Source organism: Micromonospora sp. NBC_00617, from assembly GCF_045161355.1.
Taxonomy (GTDB): Bacteria; Actinomycetota; Actinomycetes; order Mycobacteriales; family Micromonosporaceae; genus Micromonospora.
In genome coordinates, this window is record NZ_CP107751.1 from 3,184,336 (window position 1) to 3,202,050 (window position 17,715).

The window sequence follows — 17,715 nt, forward strand, 5'->3', positions numbered from 1 at the left end:
GCAGCGCGAACGGCGCCACCGGGACCCACGAATCCTCGACCCCACCCAACGACGCCGCCAACCCACGCACCGTCCGGAACGCGAAAACATCCCGCACACTCGTCGGATAACCCGCCGCCCGCAACGCCCCCACCAACGTCACCGCCAGCATCGAATCACCACCGAGATCAAAGAAACTCGACTCGACACTGACCACGTCACGACCCAACACCCGCGCCCACACCGCAGCCACGGCCCGCTCCACCACCGACACCGGCGCCACAAACACACCCACCGGCTCATCCGTCACCGACGGCAACGGCAACTGCCGCCGATCCACCTTCCCATTCGGATCCACCGGCACCACATCGATCACCACCAACGTCGAAGGCACCAACACCTCCGGCAAGACCCCCCGCAACACCTCCCGCACACCCACCACATCAACACCCGAACCCACCGGCACCACATAACCGGCCAACACCCGCCGACCATCCACCTCCACCACCGCCGCCACCGCATCCCGCACACCCACACAGGACCGCAACGCCGACTCCACCTCACCCAACTCCACCCGAACACCACGCAACTTCACCTGCGCATCCAACCGACCCAGGAACTCCACCGTCCCGTCCGGCCGCCACGCCACCGCATCCCCAGTCCGATACAACCGCGACCCCACCGACCCAAACGGATCCGGCACAAACCGACCCGCCGTCAACCCCCCAGCCCGCAAATAACCCCGACCCACACCCACACCACCGACAAACAACTCCCCCCGCACACCGACCGGCACCGGCTGGAGTTCGTCGTCGAGCACTCGCAGGGTGAGGTTCGGGAAGGGGCGCCCCAGCGGCACCCGGGACACGTCGGCCAACTCGTCGGCGGTGCAACGCCAACTGGTGACATCGACGGTGGTTTCCGCCGGCCCGTAGGTGTTGTGCAGCTCGCAGTCGGGCAGCGCCGCCAGGAACGCCCGCGCCACGTCGACCGGCAACTCCTCACCACCGACCGCCACCGACCGCAGCGAGGTGCAGCCGGTGATGCCCTCGGCGAGCAGCGCCGACAACATGCTGGGCACGAGCTCGATCGAGGTGACCGACTCGGCGATGATCAGGTCGCGCAGGTACGCGGGGTCGCGGTGCCCACCCGGCCGAGCCACGACGATCCGCGCGCCGGCCGACAGCGCGGCGTACCCCTCGGCCGGCGAGACGTCGAAGCCGATCTCGGTCTTCTGCAGGATCACCCCGTCGGCACCGAGGCGGTTGATGGTGGGTGCGACGTGGGCGGTGCGGTTGACCAGGCCGGCGTGGGTGACGACCGCACCCTTCGGCCGACCCGTCGACCCCGACGTGTAAATCACATAACACGCGTTCTCCGGCCCCACCACCGCCGGCACATCCTCAGCAGACTCACCCGCCCACAACCCCGGCCGATCAACCAACACCACCTCAGCCGCCAACTCCGGCAACCCCGACACCAAACCCGACGACGTCACCACCACCGACGCCCCCGCATCAGCAACCATCAAACCCAAACGCTCAACCGGATAACCCGGATCCAACGGCACATACACACCACCCGCCTTATGCACCGCCAGCATCGCCACCACCTGCTCCACCGACCGATGCACACACACACCCACCAACACCTCGGCACCCACACCCACCGACCGCAAATACCGAGCCAACCTGTTCGCCGCCGCATTCAACTCCCCATACGACAACGACACCCCACCATCACAAACCGCCACCGCCCCCGCCCGAACACCCACCTGCGCCTCAAACGCCGAAACCACCACCCCCGACACCCGCACCACCGCACCCACACCCGCCCGCGACAACCACTCCGCCTCACCAGACGGCACACACACCACCCGCGAATCCCCACCCGGATCCGCCACCATCGACTCCAACACCACCCGAAACATCCCCGCCAACCGCACCAACCCCGCCGCACCAAACACCCGCCCATCAGCGACGAGGTCGAGGAATCCGCTGGCCGCGGTGACCTGGAGGGCGAACTCGGTGCCACCCTCACCGGCGACGGCCTCGAAGCCGACCTGCTCCTCGCTGTCGGTGTTGGCACGCCGGAACTCGGTGTAGTCGAAAACGACGTCGATCGGGTGCGTGTTGACACCCGTCAACCGGCGCACCGCCGGCAACGGGAACCGCCGATGCGGCCACAACTCCACCTCACGGTCGAACACCGACCGCACCAGACCACGCCACGAACCCCCACCCCGCTCATGACCGAACGGCAACACATTGATGTACATCCCATGCACACGCTCCGCACCCCGCACCTCCGGCCGCGCATCACACACCAAACCCGTGTGAAAACGCCGCTCATCGGTCAACTGACTCATCACCTTCAAATGAGCCGCGTGCAGAACAGCCTTGGGTGACACCTCGAGCGCCGAGGCCAGAGCGCGGATCCGTGGGTCGAGATCCTGGTAGCTGATCCGGTGCCGCAGCACCGTCCCGGGAGTCGCGGACTCCTCGCCCCAGCCCGTCGGCGGGGCGAATCTGGCGTACTCGGAAGTGATCTTTCGCCAGTACGCCTCGTCGCCCTCCGAGGCGAGCGCCGCCCGCTCGCCGGCGACGAAGTCGGCGTACCGGACCGCGGTCGGCTCCGGTGCCTCCGGCGCCATGCCCACGCACCGCCGCTCGTAGCAGCTGAGCAGCTCGGCCAGAAGGGTGTTCAGGTCCCATCCACCGGTCACCAGGTGGCTGATCGCCACGGTGAGCCACCATCCGCCGTCGGTAGCGACGTGAGCGCTGACCCGCAGCAGCGGGGCGGGGTGCTCGGCGTCGAATGGCCGGGCCCGCTCGGCGTCGACGTAGCCGCGCAGGTGCGCCTCGGCCCGCTCCTCGTCCAGGCGCAGGATCCGTACGTCGACGGGGGCCTGGGCGTGCACGAGTTGCAGCGGCACCGAGTAGGTGTGCGGGTCGAAGGACGTACGCAGGGTGTCGTGCCGGTCGACGATGTCCTGCACGGCCGTCGTGAGCGCGTCGGCCGAGAAGGGCTGGCGACTGTGCACCCGGAAGCAGCGGACGATGTGATAGAGCGACCGCGTCGGGTCCTTCTGGATCTCCACCAGCATGCCGAGTTGCACCTGGGCGATGGGGTAGGCGTCGGTGAGGCCGGCGGGCAGGGCGGCCCGGTCGGCGTCGTCGAGCAGGGCGAACGGGGCCGCCGGCTGGAACTCCGGTGCGACCTCGGCGGTGTCCTTGGCCGTCAGGTGGGCGGCCAGCGCGGCCACGGTGCGGTGCACGAAGACGTCTCGGACGCCAACCGGGAAGCCGGCTCCGCGGAGCGCGCCGACCAGGGCCACCGCTCGCAGTGAGTCGCCGCCGAGGTCGAAGAAGCTGTCCGTGACGCTGACCGTGTCCAGGCTCAGCACGCGTGCCCAGATCTCCGCGAGTTGCCGCTCCAGATCGGTGCGGGGAGCCACGTGCACCCGGCCGGTCGCCCCGACCGACGCGGCCAGGGCGGCCCGGTCGACCTTGCCGTTGGCGTTCAGCGGGATCGACTCCACCACGACCAGATCCGCCGGGATCATGTACTCCGGCAGTCGGCTCGCACATTCCTGCCGCACCCGGGCGGCCAGATCGGCGTCCGGCCCTTCGGGTACGTAGAAGGCGAGCAACCGCGCCTCTTCCGGATGGACCAGGGCCACCGTGTCGCGGACCCCGGCCACCACGCCGATCACCGACTCGATCTCACCCAACTCGATCCGGTAACCACGAACCTTCACCTGATGATCAACCCGGCCCACGAACTCCACCGCACCATCAGCCAACCGACGAACCAGATCCCCCGTCCGATACAACCGCGACCCCACCGACCCAAACGGATCCGGCACAAACCGATCCGCCGTCAACCCCGACCGACCCACATAACCCCGAGCAACCCCCACACCACCCACGAACAACTCACCAACCACACCCACCGGCACCAGATTCATCCACGAATCAAGCACAAACATCCGCATACCCGGCAACGCCCGACCAATCGGCACCACCGGCAACGTCTGCTCCACCCGCACCGGAAAAACACACGTACCCACCGACGCCTCCGTCGGCCCATACTCATTAACCAAATTCCCCGGACCCAGAATGCCCAACCACCGATTCGCCAACGCCGCCGGCAAACCCTCACCCGCCGCCACCACCACCGGCGCCAAACCAGCCAACCGCTCATCCGACAACTGCCGACCCAAAATCTCCAAATGACCCGGCGTCAACTTCAAGAAACTAAACGGCCCCGCCGCCGAAAGCGACTCCCCCAACTCCGCCAAATCCAGATCCTGATCCACCATGAACACCCGCTGGCCCACCACCAACGGCGCCCACAAATTCGGCACCTGCAAATCAAAAGCCACCGACGAAAACACCGACGACCCACCCGAACCACGACCAGCCAACTCCACCGACGCCCACCGAACATGATTCGCCAAACCCCGATGCGTAACCTGCACACCCTTCGGCCGACCCGTCGAACCCGACGTGAAAATCACATACGCCAAATCATCCAAATCCGCCACACCCGGCAACACCACCGGCTGCTGCGACACCACAGCCCGCTCGGCCACCAACACCTCTACCCCGGACGGGAACCGATCCGCATAACGAGCCGACGTCACCACATGAGACACACCCGCATCTGCCAAAATCGACCCGATCCGCCCAGCCGGATACGACGGATCCAACGGCACAAACGCCGCCCCCGCCTTCCACACCCCAAGCAGCGCCGCCACCAAATCGGCACCCCGATCCAGCAACACCCCCACCACCAAACCCCGAGAAACACCCCGCGACACCAACCACGACGCCAAACCCACCGCCCGCGCATCCAACTCCGCGAACCCAACCCCGTTGACTGCCTCACCCGACGGCACCGCCGCCACCTGCTCCTCAAACCACCCCAACACCGACCCCGACAACGGCTCCACCACACCACCGCCATCGGCCAACACCACCGACACCTCACCCGCCGGCAAACACACCACCCGCGCATCCCCACCCGAATCCGCCACCATCGCCTCCAACACCACCCGATACATCGCGCCCAGGCGCAGGACGTTGGGGTAGCTGACGACGTGGGGGTCGCTGAGGATGCTGAGCGTCCCGTCCAGGGTGGAGACGTGCAGGTCGAACTCACTGGACGCCTCGTAGACGGCGTCGTCGAAGCCAACCCGGTCGGTGTCGACCTGCGCGAAGTCGAGGTAGTTGAAGAGGATTTCGATGGGCCGGGCGCCGTCGGTGAACCGCTGCACCGACGGCAGCGGGTAGTGCCGGTGCGGCCACAGCTCCAGCTCGGCGTCGAAGGTCTGCCGGATCAGCTCCGCCCAGGTGGCAGCCGGGCCACGGTGCACGATCGGCAACGTGTTCAGGTGCATGCCGTACACCCGGTCCGCGCCGGTCACCTCGGGCCGCCCGTGGCAGACCAGGCCGCTGGTGAAGACGAGTTCGCCGGTGAGCTGGCTCATCACCTTCAGGTGCGCGGCAAGCAGCACGCTCTTCAGTGCGGTGCCGGTGCTGCTGGCCAGGTCCCTGAGCCCGTCGAGCAGGTCGTGCAGCGGCACCCGGGTGCCGCACTGGAACTGGGGGTCGGAATCGGGGGCATCCCACCCGGTGGGCAACGCGAAGCGCGGGTACTCGACGACGCCCCGCCAGTACGCCTCGTCCTCGGCGGAGGTCAGCGAGGCCAACTCCGCGGCGACGAAGTCGGCGTAGCGCACTGGCAACGCGTCGACGGGCACCGGAGCACCGGTGTCCCGCAGCCGCCGGTAGTTGTCCAGGATCTCCATCAGCAGGGAGTGGTGGCTCCAGCCTTCGAGGATGCCGTGCGACATGGTCAGTACGAACCACCAGGCGTTGCCCTCGCCGATCGCACCGGCGACGCGCATCTGCGGGACCTGGTCCGGCGCGAACGGGTTGGCCCGTTCGGCGGCCATGAAGGCGCTCATCCGGGCCTCGGTGTCCGGGCCACGCAGGTCGAGCTCGGTCACCTCGATCGGCACCTCGGCGTGCACGAGTTGCAGCGGCACCGAGTAGCCGTTCAGGTCGAACGACGTACGCAGGATCTCGTGCCGGTCGACGACGGTCTGCACGGCGCGGCGCAACGCGTCGGGGACCAGCGGCTGCTCGTCGTGGATCGGGAAGGCTGAAACGTTGTGGTAGGTGTGCCGCTCGGTGTCGGCCATCGTCTTGACGAGCATGCCGAGTTGCACCTGGGCGATGGGGTAGGCGTCAGTGAGGCCGGCGGGCAGGGCGGCCCGGTCGGCGTCGTCGAGCAGCGCGAACGGGGCCACCGGCTGGAACTCCGGCTCGACGGGGGTCTGCTCCGCTTCAAGGTTCGCGGCGAGCGCGGCGACGGTCCGGTGCAGGAATATGTCGCGCACCGACGCGGGGATCCCGGCCGTACGCAGTGCGCCGACGAGAGCGATGGCGCTGATCGAGTGACCGCCGAGGTCGAAGAAGCTGTCCATGACGCTGACCGTGTCCAGGCTCAGCACCTGCGCCCAGATCTCCGCGAGCTGCCGCTCCAGGTCAGTACGCGGGGCCACGTGCACCCGCCCGCCACCGGTCACCGCCGCCGCCAGAGCAGCACGATCGACCTTGCCGTTGGCGTTCAGCGGGATCGACTCCACCACGACCAGATCCGCCGGAATCATGTACTCCGGCAGTCGGCCCTCGCACTCCCGCCGCACCCGCTCCGACAAGCCAACATCCGGGCCGTCCGGCACATAAAAAGCCACCAGCCGCGACTCGTCGCCATGGACCAGGGCCACCACATCGCGGACCCCGGCCACCACGCCGATCACCGACTCGATCTCACCCAACTCGATCCGGTAACCACGAACCTTCACCTGATGATCAACCCGGCCCACGAACTCCACCGCACCATCAGCCAACCGACGAACCAGATCCCCCGTCCGATACAACCGCGACCCCACCGACCCAAACGGATCCGGCACAAACCGATCCGCCGTCAACCCCGACCGACCCACATAACCCCGAGCAACCCCCACACCACCCACGAACAACTCACCAACCACACCCACCGGCACCAGATTCATCCACGAATCAAGCACAAACATCCGCATACCCGGCAACGCCCGACCAATCGGCACCACCGGCAACGTCTGCTCCACCCGCACCGGAAAAACACACGTACCCACCGACGCCTCCGTCGGCCCATACTCATTAACCAAATTCCCCGGACCCAGAATGCCCAACCACCGATTCGCCAACGCCGCCGGCAAACCCTCACCCGCCGCCACCACCACCGGCGCCAAACCAGCCAACCGCTCATCCGACAACTGCCGACCCAAAATCTCCAAATGACCCGGCGTCAACTTCAAGAAACTAAACGGCCCCGCCGCCGAAAGCGACTCCCCCAACTCCGCCAAATCCAGATCCTGATCCACCATGAACACCCGCTGGCCCACCACCAACGGCGCCCACAAATTCGGCACCTGCAAATCAAAAGCCACCGACGAAAACACCGACGACCCACCCGAACCACGACCAGCCAACTCCACCGACGCCCACCGAACATGATTCGCCAAACCCCGATGCGTAACCTGCACACCCTTCGGCCGACCCGTCGAACCCGACGTGAAAATCACATACGCCAAATCATCCAAATCCGCCACACCCGGCAACACCACCGGCTGCTGCGACACCACAGCCCGCTCGGCCACCAACACCTCTACCCCGGACGGGAACCGATCCGCATAACGAGCCGACGTCACCACATGAGACACACCCGCATCTGCCAAAATCGACCCGATCCGCCCAGCCGGATACGACGGATCCAACGGCACAAACGCCGCCCCCGCCTTCCACACCCCAAGCAGCGCCGCCACCAAATCGGCACCCCGATCCAGCAACACCCCCACCACCAAACCCCGAGAAACACCCCGCGACACCAACCACGACGCCAAACCCACCGCCCGCGCATCCAACTCCGCGAACCCAACCCCGTTGACTGCCTCACCCGACGGCACCGCCGCCACCTGCTCCTCAAACCACCCCAACACCGACCCCGACAACGGCTCCACCACACCACCGCCATCGGCCAACACCACCGACACCTCACCCGCCGGCAAACACACCACCCGCGCATCCCCACCCGAATCCGCCACCATCGCCTCCAACACCACCCGATACATCGCGCCCAGGCGGCGCAGGGCGTCGTGGCCGACGTGCCGCCGGCTGGCCTGCAAGGTGAGGAAGCCGAGCCGACTGAACACGCCCAACGGGAACTCGGTGGGGCTGTCGTCGATGGACTCGGCGTAGTCGATGTCGTCGGCATCGATCTGGTGGAAGTCGTGGAAGCTGAACCGCACGTCGAGCATGCGGGCGTCCTCGCCGACCTCCCGTTGCAAAGTGGACAGCGGGTAGCGCCGGTACGGCCACAGCTCTACCTCGGCGGCGAAGGTCCGCTGGATCAGCTCTTCCCAGGTGGCAGCCGGCCCGTCGTAGCCGACCGGCACGGTGTTGAGGTGCATGCCGTACACCTGGTCGGCGCCGGCTGCCTCGGGGCGGATGTTGCAGACCAGGCCGGTGTAGAACCGCTCCGCGCGGGTGAGCTGGCTCATCACCTTCAGGTGCGCGGCCAGCATGATCGACTTGAACGGCACGCCGAGGCGCCGGGCCAGGTCGCGCAGCGAGGATTCGAGGTCCTGCACCGGCACCCAGTGCTCGTGCTTGGCACCCTCCGGCGCGTCGGGGTCACCCCAGCCGGTGGGCAGGTCGTGACGGGCTCGACCGGCCAGGACGCCACGCCAGAACGCCCGGTCGGCGTCGCCGGTGACCGACCGCCGTTCGGCCGCGACGGCGTCGGCGAACCGCACCGACGGGATCGGCCGCGGCGACAGCGGCTCTCCGGCCCGGATCTGGTGGTAGTCGCGGACCAACTCCATGATCAGCGAGTGGTAGCTCCACCCGTCCAGGATCGGGTGGCACTCGGTGATGGTGAGCCACCAGCTGCCGTCCGCGCAGGTCCTGGCGTGCAGCCGCAGCAGCGACGGGCGATCGAGGTCGAACAGACGGGTCCGCTCGACCGCGATGTGGTCGCGCAGTTCCCGGTCCAGCTCAGCCCGCTCGGTGGCAAGGCTGTGATCGTGCGTGACGGTCAGCTCGGCGGTGCCGTGCACCAGCTGCATCGGCACCGAATAGCTGGTCAGGTCGAAGGAGGTACGCAGCACCTCGTGACGGCGCACCAGCAGTGCCGCGGCGGCACGCAGCGCGTCCAGGGAGAACTCCCCGTCGCCACGGACCCGGTAGCTGGTCACGTTGTGGTAGGGGTTCTGCTCGGTGTCGGACAGCAGCTCGACCAGCATGCCGAGCTGTCCCTGGGTGCACGGGTAGGCGTCCACCACGCCGACGGGCAGCGCGGCCCGGTCCGCCTCGCCGACCAGCTCGAACGGGGCGACCGTCGGCTCCGGCTCGGCGGCCGGCCGCGCGGTGAGCAGTTCGGCCAGCTCGGCGACGGTACGCCGCTCGAAGATGTCCCGGACCTCGACGTCGAAGTGCGCCGCCCGCAACGCGCCGGCCAGTGCCACCGCGCGGATGGAGTCCCCACCGAGGTCGAAGAAGCCGTCCTGCACACCGACCCGGTCCAGCCCGAGGGTGGCGGTCCAGATGTCGACGAGCTGTTGCTCCACAGTGGTGCGTGGGGCCACGTACGGGCGGTCGACGGCGGCCACCGAACGGCCCGGGGCGGGCAGCGCGGCCTGGTCGAGCTTGCCGTTGACGGTCAGCGGGATCCGGGGCAGCGGCATGAACGCCGCCGGGACCATGTAGTCCGGCAGCGTCCGGCCCAGCGCCGCGCGCAACTGCGAGGGGCGCAGCAACGTCGAGTTGTCATCGGCCACCAGGTACGCGGTCAGCCGCTGGTCGCCCGGGTTGTCCTCGCGCAGCACCACCACCGCGTCCCGGACGCCCGGCAGGACGGTCAGGGCCGCCTCGATCTCGCCCAGCTCCACCCGGTAGCCACGGATCTTGACCTGGTGGTCGATGCGTCCGACGAACTCCAGCCGCCCGTCGGCGTGCCGTCGGGCGAGGTCGCCGCTGCGGTAGAGCCGCGAACCGGCCGGCCCCCACGGGTCCGGCACGAACCGCTGCGCGGTGAGCTCGGCGCGACCGAGGTAGCCGCGGGCGACACCCGGGCCGCCCACGTGGATCTCACCCGGTACACCGATCGGCACCGGTCGGCCGTCGGCGTCGAGCAGGTGGACGGTGAGGTCCGACAGCGGTACGCCGATCGGGCTGGCCGTACCGCCCACCTCGGCGGCGACGACCCGGTGGTACGTGGTGTGCACGGTGGTCTCGGTGATCCCGTACATGTTGATCAGTTGCGGCGCGTCCACGCCACGGCTGGCCACCCACGATGCCAGCTCGGCGAAGTCCAGTTTCTCGCCGCCGAAGGTCACCACCCGCAGGGCGAGCCGGTCCACCCGAGCGTCGCCCTCGGCCGCCAGTCGGACCAGCGCGCGGAACGCCGTGGGCGTCTGGCAGAGCACCGTGACCCGGTGTGCGATCAGCTCGTCGAGCAACTCCTGCGGGGATCGGGCCAGCGCCCGGGGCACCACCAGCAGTCGACCGCCGTGCAGCAGACAGCCCCAGATCTCCCAGACCGAGAAGTCGAACGCGTACGAGTGCAGCAGCGTCCACACGTCGTCCGGGCCGAACCGGTAGTCGGCGGCGGTGACGGTCAGCAGCCGCAGCACCTGCCGGTGGGCCACCGCGACACCCTTGGGGCGGCCGGTGGAGCCCGAGGTGTAGATGACGTAGCAGAGGTTGTCCACGTCCATCGACACGGCCGGGTCGGCGGTCGGCTGGGCGGCCAGCTCCGCGGCGAGGTCCGGGTCGTCCAGCAACACCACGGTCCCACCGAAGTCGGCAAACCGGTCGCGGTGGGCGGTCGTGGTCAGCACGATCTCGGCCCCGGCGTCGTTGATCATGAAGTCGAGGCGTTCGTCCGGCGAGGCCGGGTCGAGGGGCAGGTACGCCGCGCCGGACTTGAGCACGCCGAGCAGGGCCGGAACCAGTTCGGGGCCGTGGTCGAGCTGCACCCCGACCAGCCGCTCGGGCCCGGCACCGTGGCCGCGCAGCCAGTGGGCGAGCCGGTTGGCGTCGGCGTTCAGCTCGGCGTAGCTACGGGTGGTGTCGCCCACCGTCAGCGCCGCCGCGTCGGGGTGGGCGGCCGCGATCGCCTCGAAGACGTCGTGCACGGTGCCGGTGACCGGGTCCGCGGTGACCGGCCCCCGGGTCACCATGGCCAGCTCGGCGGCACCGAGGATGGCCAGGTCGGACAGTCGGGCCGTCGGGTCGGCCGCCACCTGCTCCAGGAGCCGCACCAGGTGGTCGGCGGCGCGCTCGACGGTGGCCGGGTCGAACAGGGCGGTGGCGTACTCGATCCGGCCGCGCAGCCCGCCGTCGGCGCCCTCCATCATGTGCAGGGTCAGATCGACCTTGGACGACCGCAGGGGCAGCTCGACCGGTTCCACGCGCAGGTCGCCGGGCCAGTCGGTGGTGGGCGGCTCGGACTGGAGGGTGAACGCGACCTGGTAGAGCGGGGTACGGGAGAGATCCCGCTCCGGTTCCAGCTCGTCGGCCAGCAGGGCGAACGGGGCATCGGTGTGGTCGAACGCGCCCAGCACGGTGTCCCGGGTCTGCTCCAGCAGGGCGGCGAACGAGGGGTCGCCGCTCCACCGGGCCCGCAGCACCAGGTTGTCGATGCCGTACCCGACGAGGTTGTGCAGCTCCGCGCGACTGCGCGCGGACGACACCGTGCCCACGGCGAGGTCGGTCCGGCCGGTGTAGCGCGACAGCAGCACCTGGTAGGCGCTGAGCAGGGTGACGAAGACGGTGGTGCCAGCGTCGCGTGCGACCCCGCGCAACGCGGCGGAGAGCTCGGCGGTCAGCGTGAACGGCACCGACGAACCACGCCAGTCCCGGCTCTTCGGCCGGGTCCGGTCGGCCGGCAGCTCCACCGGCGTCAGCCCGGCGAGTTGGTCGCGCCAGTAGTCGAGCGACCGGGCCACCGGCTCGGCGCGCAGCCGGCCGCGCTGCCAGGCGGCGAAGTCGGCGAACTGCACGGCGGGCGCCGGCAACCAGGGCTCGACGCCGGCCCGGAGGGCGGCGTACAGCTCGGCCAGCTCACCGGTGAGCACCGCGAGGGACGGCGCGTCGCAGGCGATGTGGTGCAGCACCAGGGCGAGCACGTGCTCGTCGGCGTCCAGCCGGACCAGCACGGCCCGCACCGGCCAGTCCCGGGCCAGGTCGAACCCGGTCAGCGCAGTGTCGGCGAGCACCGCGTCGAGCGCCGCCTCCCGCTCGGTGCGCGGCCGGTTGGTCAGGTCCACCACCGGCAGGTCGCGGCGCGTCGGCGGGTCGATCACCTGGACCGGAGCGGTGCCGGCGAGGGCGTAGCGGGTGCGGAGGATCTCGTGCCGGGCGACCAGGGCGTCGAGGGCGCGGCCCAGCGCGTCGGCGTCCAGCTGCCCGCGCAGCCGCAGCGCGGAGGAGACCAGGAACTCGGCGCTGGTGGGGTCCATCCTGTTGAGGAACCACATCTGCTGCTGGCCGTACGACAGCGGCAGCTCCCCCGACCGGTCAACGGTCGGAATCCGGTCCCGGCGGCCGGTACGACGGCCGGCCAGCCGACGCTGGACGAGTTCTTCACGCAGGTTCGGCTCGTTGGCGATGCTGGTCATGCCGGGTACTCCTCGGATCGCGAAAGGTCGTGGGTGAGGTCGGCGGCGTCCAGCGCGTCGACCTCCGCTCGGATCAGGTCTTCGATGGCGATCGCCTGGGCGCGCACCGTGGGGTGCTCGAACACCAGCCGGATCGGCAGGTCGAGGTCGAACTCCTCCTGCAACCCGGCGATCAGCCGGGCGGCGAGCACCGAGTGACCACCCAGGAGGAAAAAGTCGGTCGTCGCGCCGATCCGCGCGTCGAGCAGCTCCGCCCAGTTCGCGGCGACCCGCTTCTCGACCACGGTCTGCGGTGCGACGAACTCGGCGGGATCGGCGGTGCCGTCGGCGAGCGCCGCGTCGAGCCGGCCGCGTAGGGCGTCCCGGTCCACCTTGCCGTTAGCATTGAGCGGGATCCGCTCCACCGGCACGAAAAGACTCGGCACCATGAAGTCGGGCAACTGCCGGGCGCAGTACGCGGCCAGGTCGGTGGCCTCGCCGCGGTAGAAGGCGACCAGACGGTCCTGGTGGGCGAGGACCACGCAGTCGCGTACCCGAGGGTGTTGGGCGACGACAGCGCTGATCTCGCCGGGTTCGATGCGGTAGCCGCGGACCTTGACCTGGTCGTCCACCCGACCGACGAAGGCCATCGTGCCGTCGGGCCGCCAATGGCCCAGGTCGCCGCTGCGGTACAGGCGGGCGCCCGGCGGGCCGAAGGGGTCGGGCACGAAGCGCTCGGCGGTCAGCCCTGGCTGCCCGAGATAGCCGGTGGCCAGGCACGCACCACCGATGTACAGCTCGCCGACGGCGCCGACCGGCAGCAGCCGCATCGCGTCGTCCAGGATCCGCACCACGGTGTTCGCCATCGGCCGGCCGATCGGCACGATCTCGCTGGTCTGTGGTGCCACCACCGGGTACGCCGACATGATCACGGTGGTCTCGGTCGGGCCATAAGAGTTGATCAAGCCGCCCGGACCGAGGAGGTCGAGCCACTGGTTCGCCACCGACCGGCGCAGCACCCCACCGGCCACCCAGAGCTGACCGGCCAGCCGCTGCGCCTGCGCGGCGTCGACCTGCGCGGCCAGCAGCTCCAGGTGCGGCGGCGTCATGATGAAACGGTCGTACGGGCCGGCGGCCAGCAGCAGTGCGCCGAGCTGGGTGAGGTCGAACTCCTGCGGAAGCAGGGTCACCGGCTGCCCGGCCACCAGCGGCCCCCAGAGGTTGGAGATCGACAGGTCGAAGGCGATGGTGGAGAAGAGCGGGGCCCCGCCGCCGGCCGGGCGGCCGCCCCGGTCGCCGAGCGCCTCGGTCTCCGTGGCGCAGGCCAGGAAGTTCGTCACCGCCGCGTGGGAGAGCAGCACCCCCTTGGGGCGGCCGGTCGATCCGGAGGTGAACAGCACGTACGCCGTCTGCGCCGGGTCGAGGTCGCGAGCCGGCGCGGTGGGCGGCTCGGCACTGACCATCAGCCGGTGGGTGTCCACCTGGAGGGTGGGCACTCCGAACCGGTCGGCGTACCGCGAGTCGGTGACGGCGAGGCCGACGCCGGCGGCGTCGAGCAGGTAGCCGATCCGCTCGGCCGGGTACGAGGGATCCAGCGGAAGGCAGGCGGCACCAGCCTTCCAGCACCCGAGAATCGCGGCGACCAGGTCGGGTGCCCGCCCCAGCAGTACGGCGATGGTCGTGCCCGGCGCCACGTCGGACCGGCGCAGGTGGTTGGCGAAGCGGTTGGCCCGGTCGTCCAACTCTGCGTAGCTGGTGCGCGCGTGGCCGTGGCGCAACGCCACGGCCTGCGGTGTCGCCGCGCGGCGTGCCTCGAACAGGTCAACCACGGTGGTGGCGGGACGGGGCACCGTCGGCCCGTTCCACTCGTGCAGCAGCCGGTGCCGCTCGTTGGCCGAGAACGGGTCGAGCTGGTCCAGGCGGGCGTCCGGCTCGTCGGCGGCGGCGCGGAGCAGCCGGACGAAGTGGTCGGCCAGTCGTCGCACGGTTGCCTCGTCGAACAGCGCGGTGGCGTACTCGACGGCTCCGGCGAGCGAGCCGTCCGGTTGCGGCCACAGGTGCACGGTCAGGTCGGTCTTGGCCACGGTGGACGCCTGCCGCAGCGCGTCGATCGTGAGCGGGTCTTCGGCCACCCGGCCGGTGATCCCGTCCTCCTGGTAGTTCAGCGCCACCTGGTAGAGGGGGGTGCGGGAGAGGTCCCGCTCGCCGACCAGGTCGTACACCACCCGGTCGAAGGGCAGGTCCTGGTGGGCCAGGGCGGCGACGGTCCGGTCGCGGACCTCCCGGACGGTCTGGGTGAAGCTGGACGCCGGGTCCAGAGTGCAGCGCAGCACCACCGGATTGAGGAAGATCCCGGCGGTCTGGTCCAGTTCGGCGGGCCGGTGCCCCGAGGTGGGCGTGCCGATCGGCACGTCCCACTGCCCGGTGTAGCGAGCGAGAACCGTGGCGAAGCCGGTGAGCAGGGTCATGAACGGGCTGGCCGCGCAGCGCCGACCCAGCTCGGTCAGGGCGCCGGCGACCTCCGCCGCGACGGTGAAGCCGAGCATCCTGCCCTGCGCGTCCCGCCGGGCCGGGCGCGGATGGTCCAGCGGCAGCTCCAGCTGGGGCATCCCGGCCAGCGTCTCCCGCCAGTACGCCAACTCCCGCCCGACGACGTCGTCGGTGAGGTGTCGCTGCTGCCAGACCGCGTAGTCGGCGTACTGCACCCGCAGCTCCGCCAGGTCGGCCGGCCGTCCCTGCGCGGCGGCGTCGCACAGCTCCCGCAGGTCCCGGTCGAGGACCTCGGCGGTGCCGGCGTCGGACGCGATGTGGTGCACGGCCAGCACCAGCAGGTGATCACGGCCGGCGGCAATGGCCAGCCCTGCCCGCCACAGCGGGCCGGTGTGCAGGTCGAAGCCCCGGCCGAGCTGTGCGGTGATGAGTTCGGCCAACCCGCCGTGGCTGACGTCGCGCACCTCCAGGTCGGCCGCTCCCGGCGGCACGACCTGCTGCCGGGCCACGCCGTCGACCACCAGATAGCGGGTGCGCAACGGCTCGTGCCGTGCCTCGAGCGCGTGCAGGGCCGCCCGGACGTGGTCGGGGTGGATGGTGGCGGGCAGCCGTACGGGCACGGGGACGACCCACTCCTTGCTGCCCGGATCGAGCTGGTCGAGCATCCAGAGCCGGTGCTGGGCGGCGGAGAGTGGCAGGGGCCGGTCGCGTCCCACCGGCAGCACCGGCGAGTCCGCCGGGGTGGCCGCCTCCACCAGCCGGGCCTGCGCGGCCACGGTGGTGTGGGTGAGCAGATCGCGCAGCGTCACCGTGCCGCCGGCCCCGCTGAGCCGGCTCTCCAACATCAGCGTCACCAGTGAGGAGCCGCCGAGTTGGTAGAAGTCGTCGTCGACGCCGACCTGGTCGACGTCGAGCAGATCCCGCCAGATGGCCGCGACCGTCCGTTCGGCGGCGGTCCGCGGTGGACGCAGCGCCGGCCGGTCGAGAGGGTCGATTGCCGGCAGGGCGGACCGGTCGATCTTGCCGCTGGCGGTGAGCGGGAACTCCGCCACCGGCTGGAACACGGCCGGCACCAGCGCCTCGGGCAGCCGGCCGACGCAGAACGCCCGCAGGGCCGCCGGGTCGAGCGACCGCCGACCGGCGACGTACGCGGCGAGCTGCCGGCGACCGGCCGGGTCGGTGTACCCCACCACCACCGCCGCCTGGACGTCCGGGTGAGCGGCGAGCATCGCCTCCACCTCGGCCGGTTCGATCCGTACGCCGTTGACCTTGAGTTGGTGGTCAGCTCGACCGACGAACTCCAGGCTCCGGTCACCGCGCCACCGGACCTGGTCGCCGGTGCGGTAGAGGCGGGCGCCGGGCGTCCCGTACTCGTCGGGCACGAACCGCTCGGCGGTCAGGTCCGGCCGGTGCAGATAGCCCCGGCCCAGGTTGGCCCCACCGACATAGAGCTCGCCGACCACACCCACCGGCACCGGTCGTCGGTCGGCGTCGAGCACCTGGACGCGGACGTCGGGCAGCGGCCGTCCGATCGGCACCGGCCCGGTCGGCTGCGCCGTGTCCACCGGGTGGGCGGTCACGTCGATGGCGCACTCGGTGGGGCCGTAGGTGTTCCACACCCGCACGTCGGGCGTGACCGCCAGCCGCCGGCACAGGTCGGCGTGCAACGGTTCCCCGGCCGAGAAGACCAGTCGCAGACTGGTGCAGTCGGCCCAGCCGGGCTCGTCGACCAGCCGACCGAACACCGACGGCACTCCCTGTAGGACGGTGATCCGGTGCCGGATGACCGCGGCGACCAGGGCGGCGGGATCCCGGTGCGCCCCGTCCGGGGCGAGCACCACGGTGCCGCCGCTGGCCAGCGGGGCGAAGAACTCCCAGCCCGCCGCGTCGAAACTGACCGAGGTCTTTTGCAGCACCCGGTCGCCAGGGCCCAGGCCGTGCTCCCGGATCGTCCAGGTCACCCGGTTGCCGATTCCGCGGTGGGTGATCAGCACTCCCTTGGGCTGGCCGGTGGACCCGGAGGTGTAGATGGCGTACGCCACCGAGTCCGGGTCGGGTGACCGCACCGCGGCGGTGTCCGGGCAGGCCGCGATCCGCGCCCGGTCGGCGTCCAGGCAGACCACCTGGCCGGGCGTCGCCTCGTCGCACAGCGCGTTGCGGGTGAGCAGCACTCCGGCCCCGCTGTCGGCGAGGAGCCGCCGCCGCCGTTCGGCGGGGTGGGTCGGGTCCAGCGGCAGGTACGCGGCACCGGCACGCCACACTCCCAGCAGCGCGACCACGAGGTCGACGCCGCGGTCCAGGTTGACCGCGACCAGCGATTCCGGACCGACACCCAGCTCGGCCAGGTGCCGCCCGAGCTGGTTGGCCCGCCGGTCCAGCCCGGCGTAGTCCAGCCGCTCGGTGTCGCTGCTCACCGCGATCGCGGTGGGGGTCAGCGCGGCCTGCCAGGCGATCAGCTCGGACAGGGTGCCCGCCCCCTGGGTGGCGGCTGCGGCTGCGGGCGCCGTTGGCGGAACGATGTTCATGGTGCT

General features: G+C 70.2%; 2 protein-coding genes (1 of these 2 only partly in view). Both read right to left on the reverse strand.

What is annotated here, in order from left to right:
• Positions 1–12,715 carry the 5' portion of an amino acid adenylation domain-containing protein gene (locus tag OG505_RS14590; protein ID WP_405433846.1) on the reverse strand. 10,568 nt of this gene lie to the left of the window's left edge, so the window shows 12,715 of its 23,283 coding nt (coding positions 1–12,715); the start codon lies at positions 12,713–12,715; the stop codon falls past the left edge of the window.
• Positions 12,712–17,709 (reverse strand): amino acid adenylation domain-containing protein, encoded by a 4,998-nt coding sequence (locus OG505_RS14595; protein WP_405433848.1) that lies wholly within the window; start codon positions 17,707–17,709, stop codon positions 12,712–12,714. Before OG505_RS14595 ends, OG505_RS14590 begins: the two co-directional genes overlap by 4 nt.
• Positions 17,710–17,715: the final 6 nt, after the last annotated feature.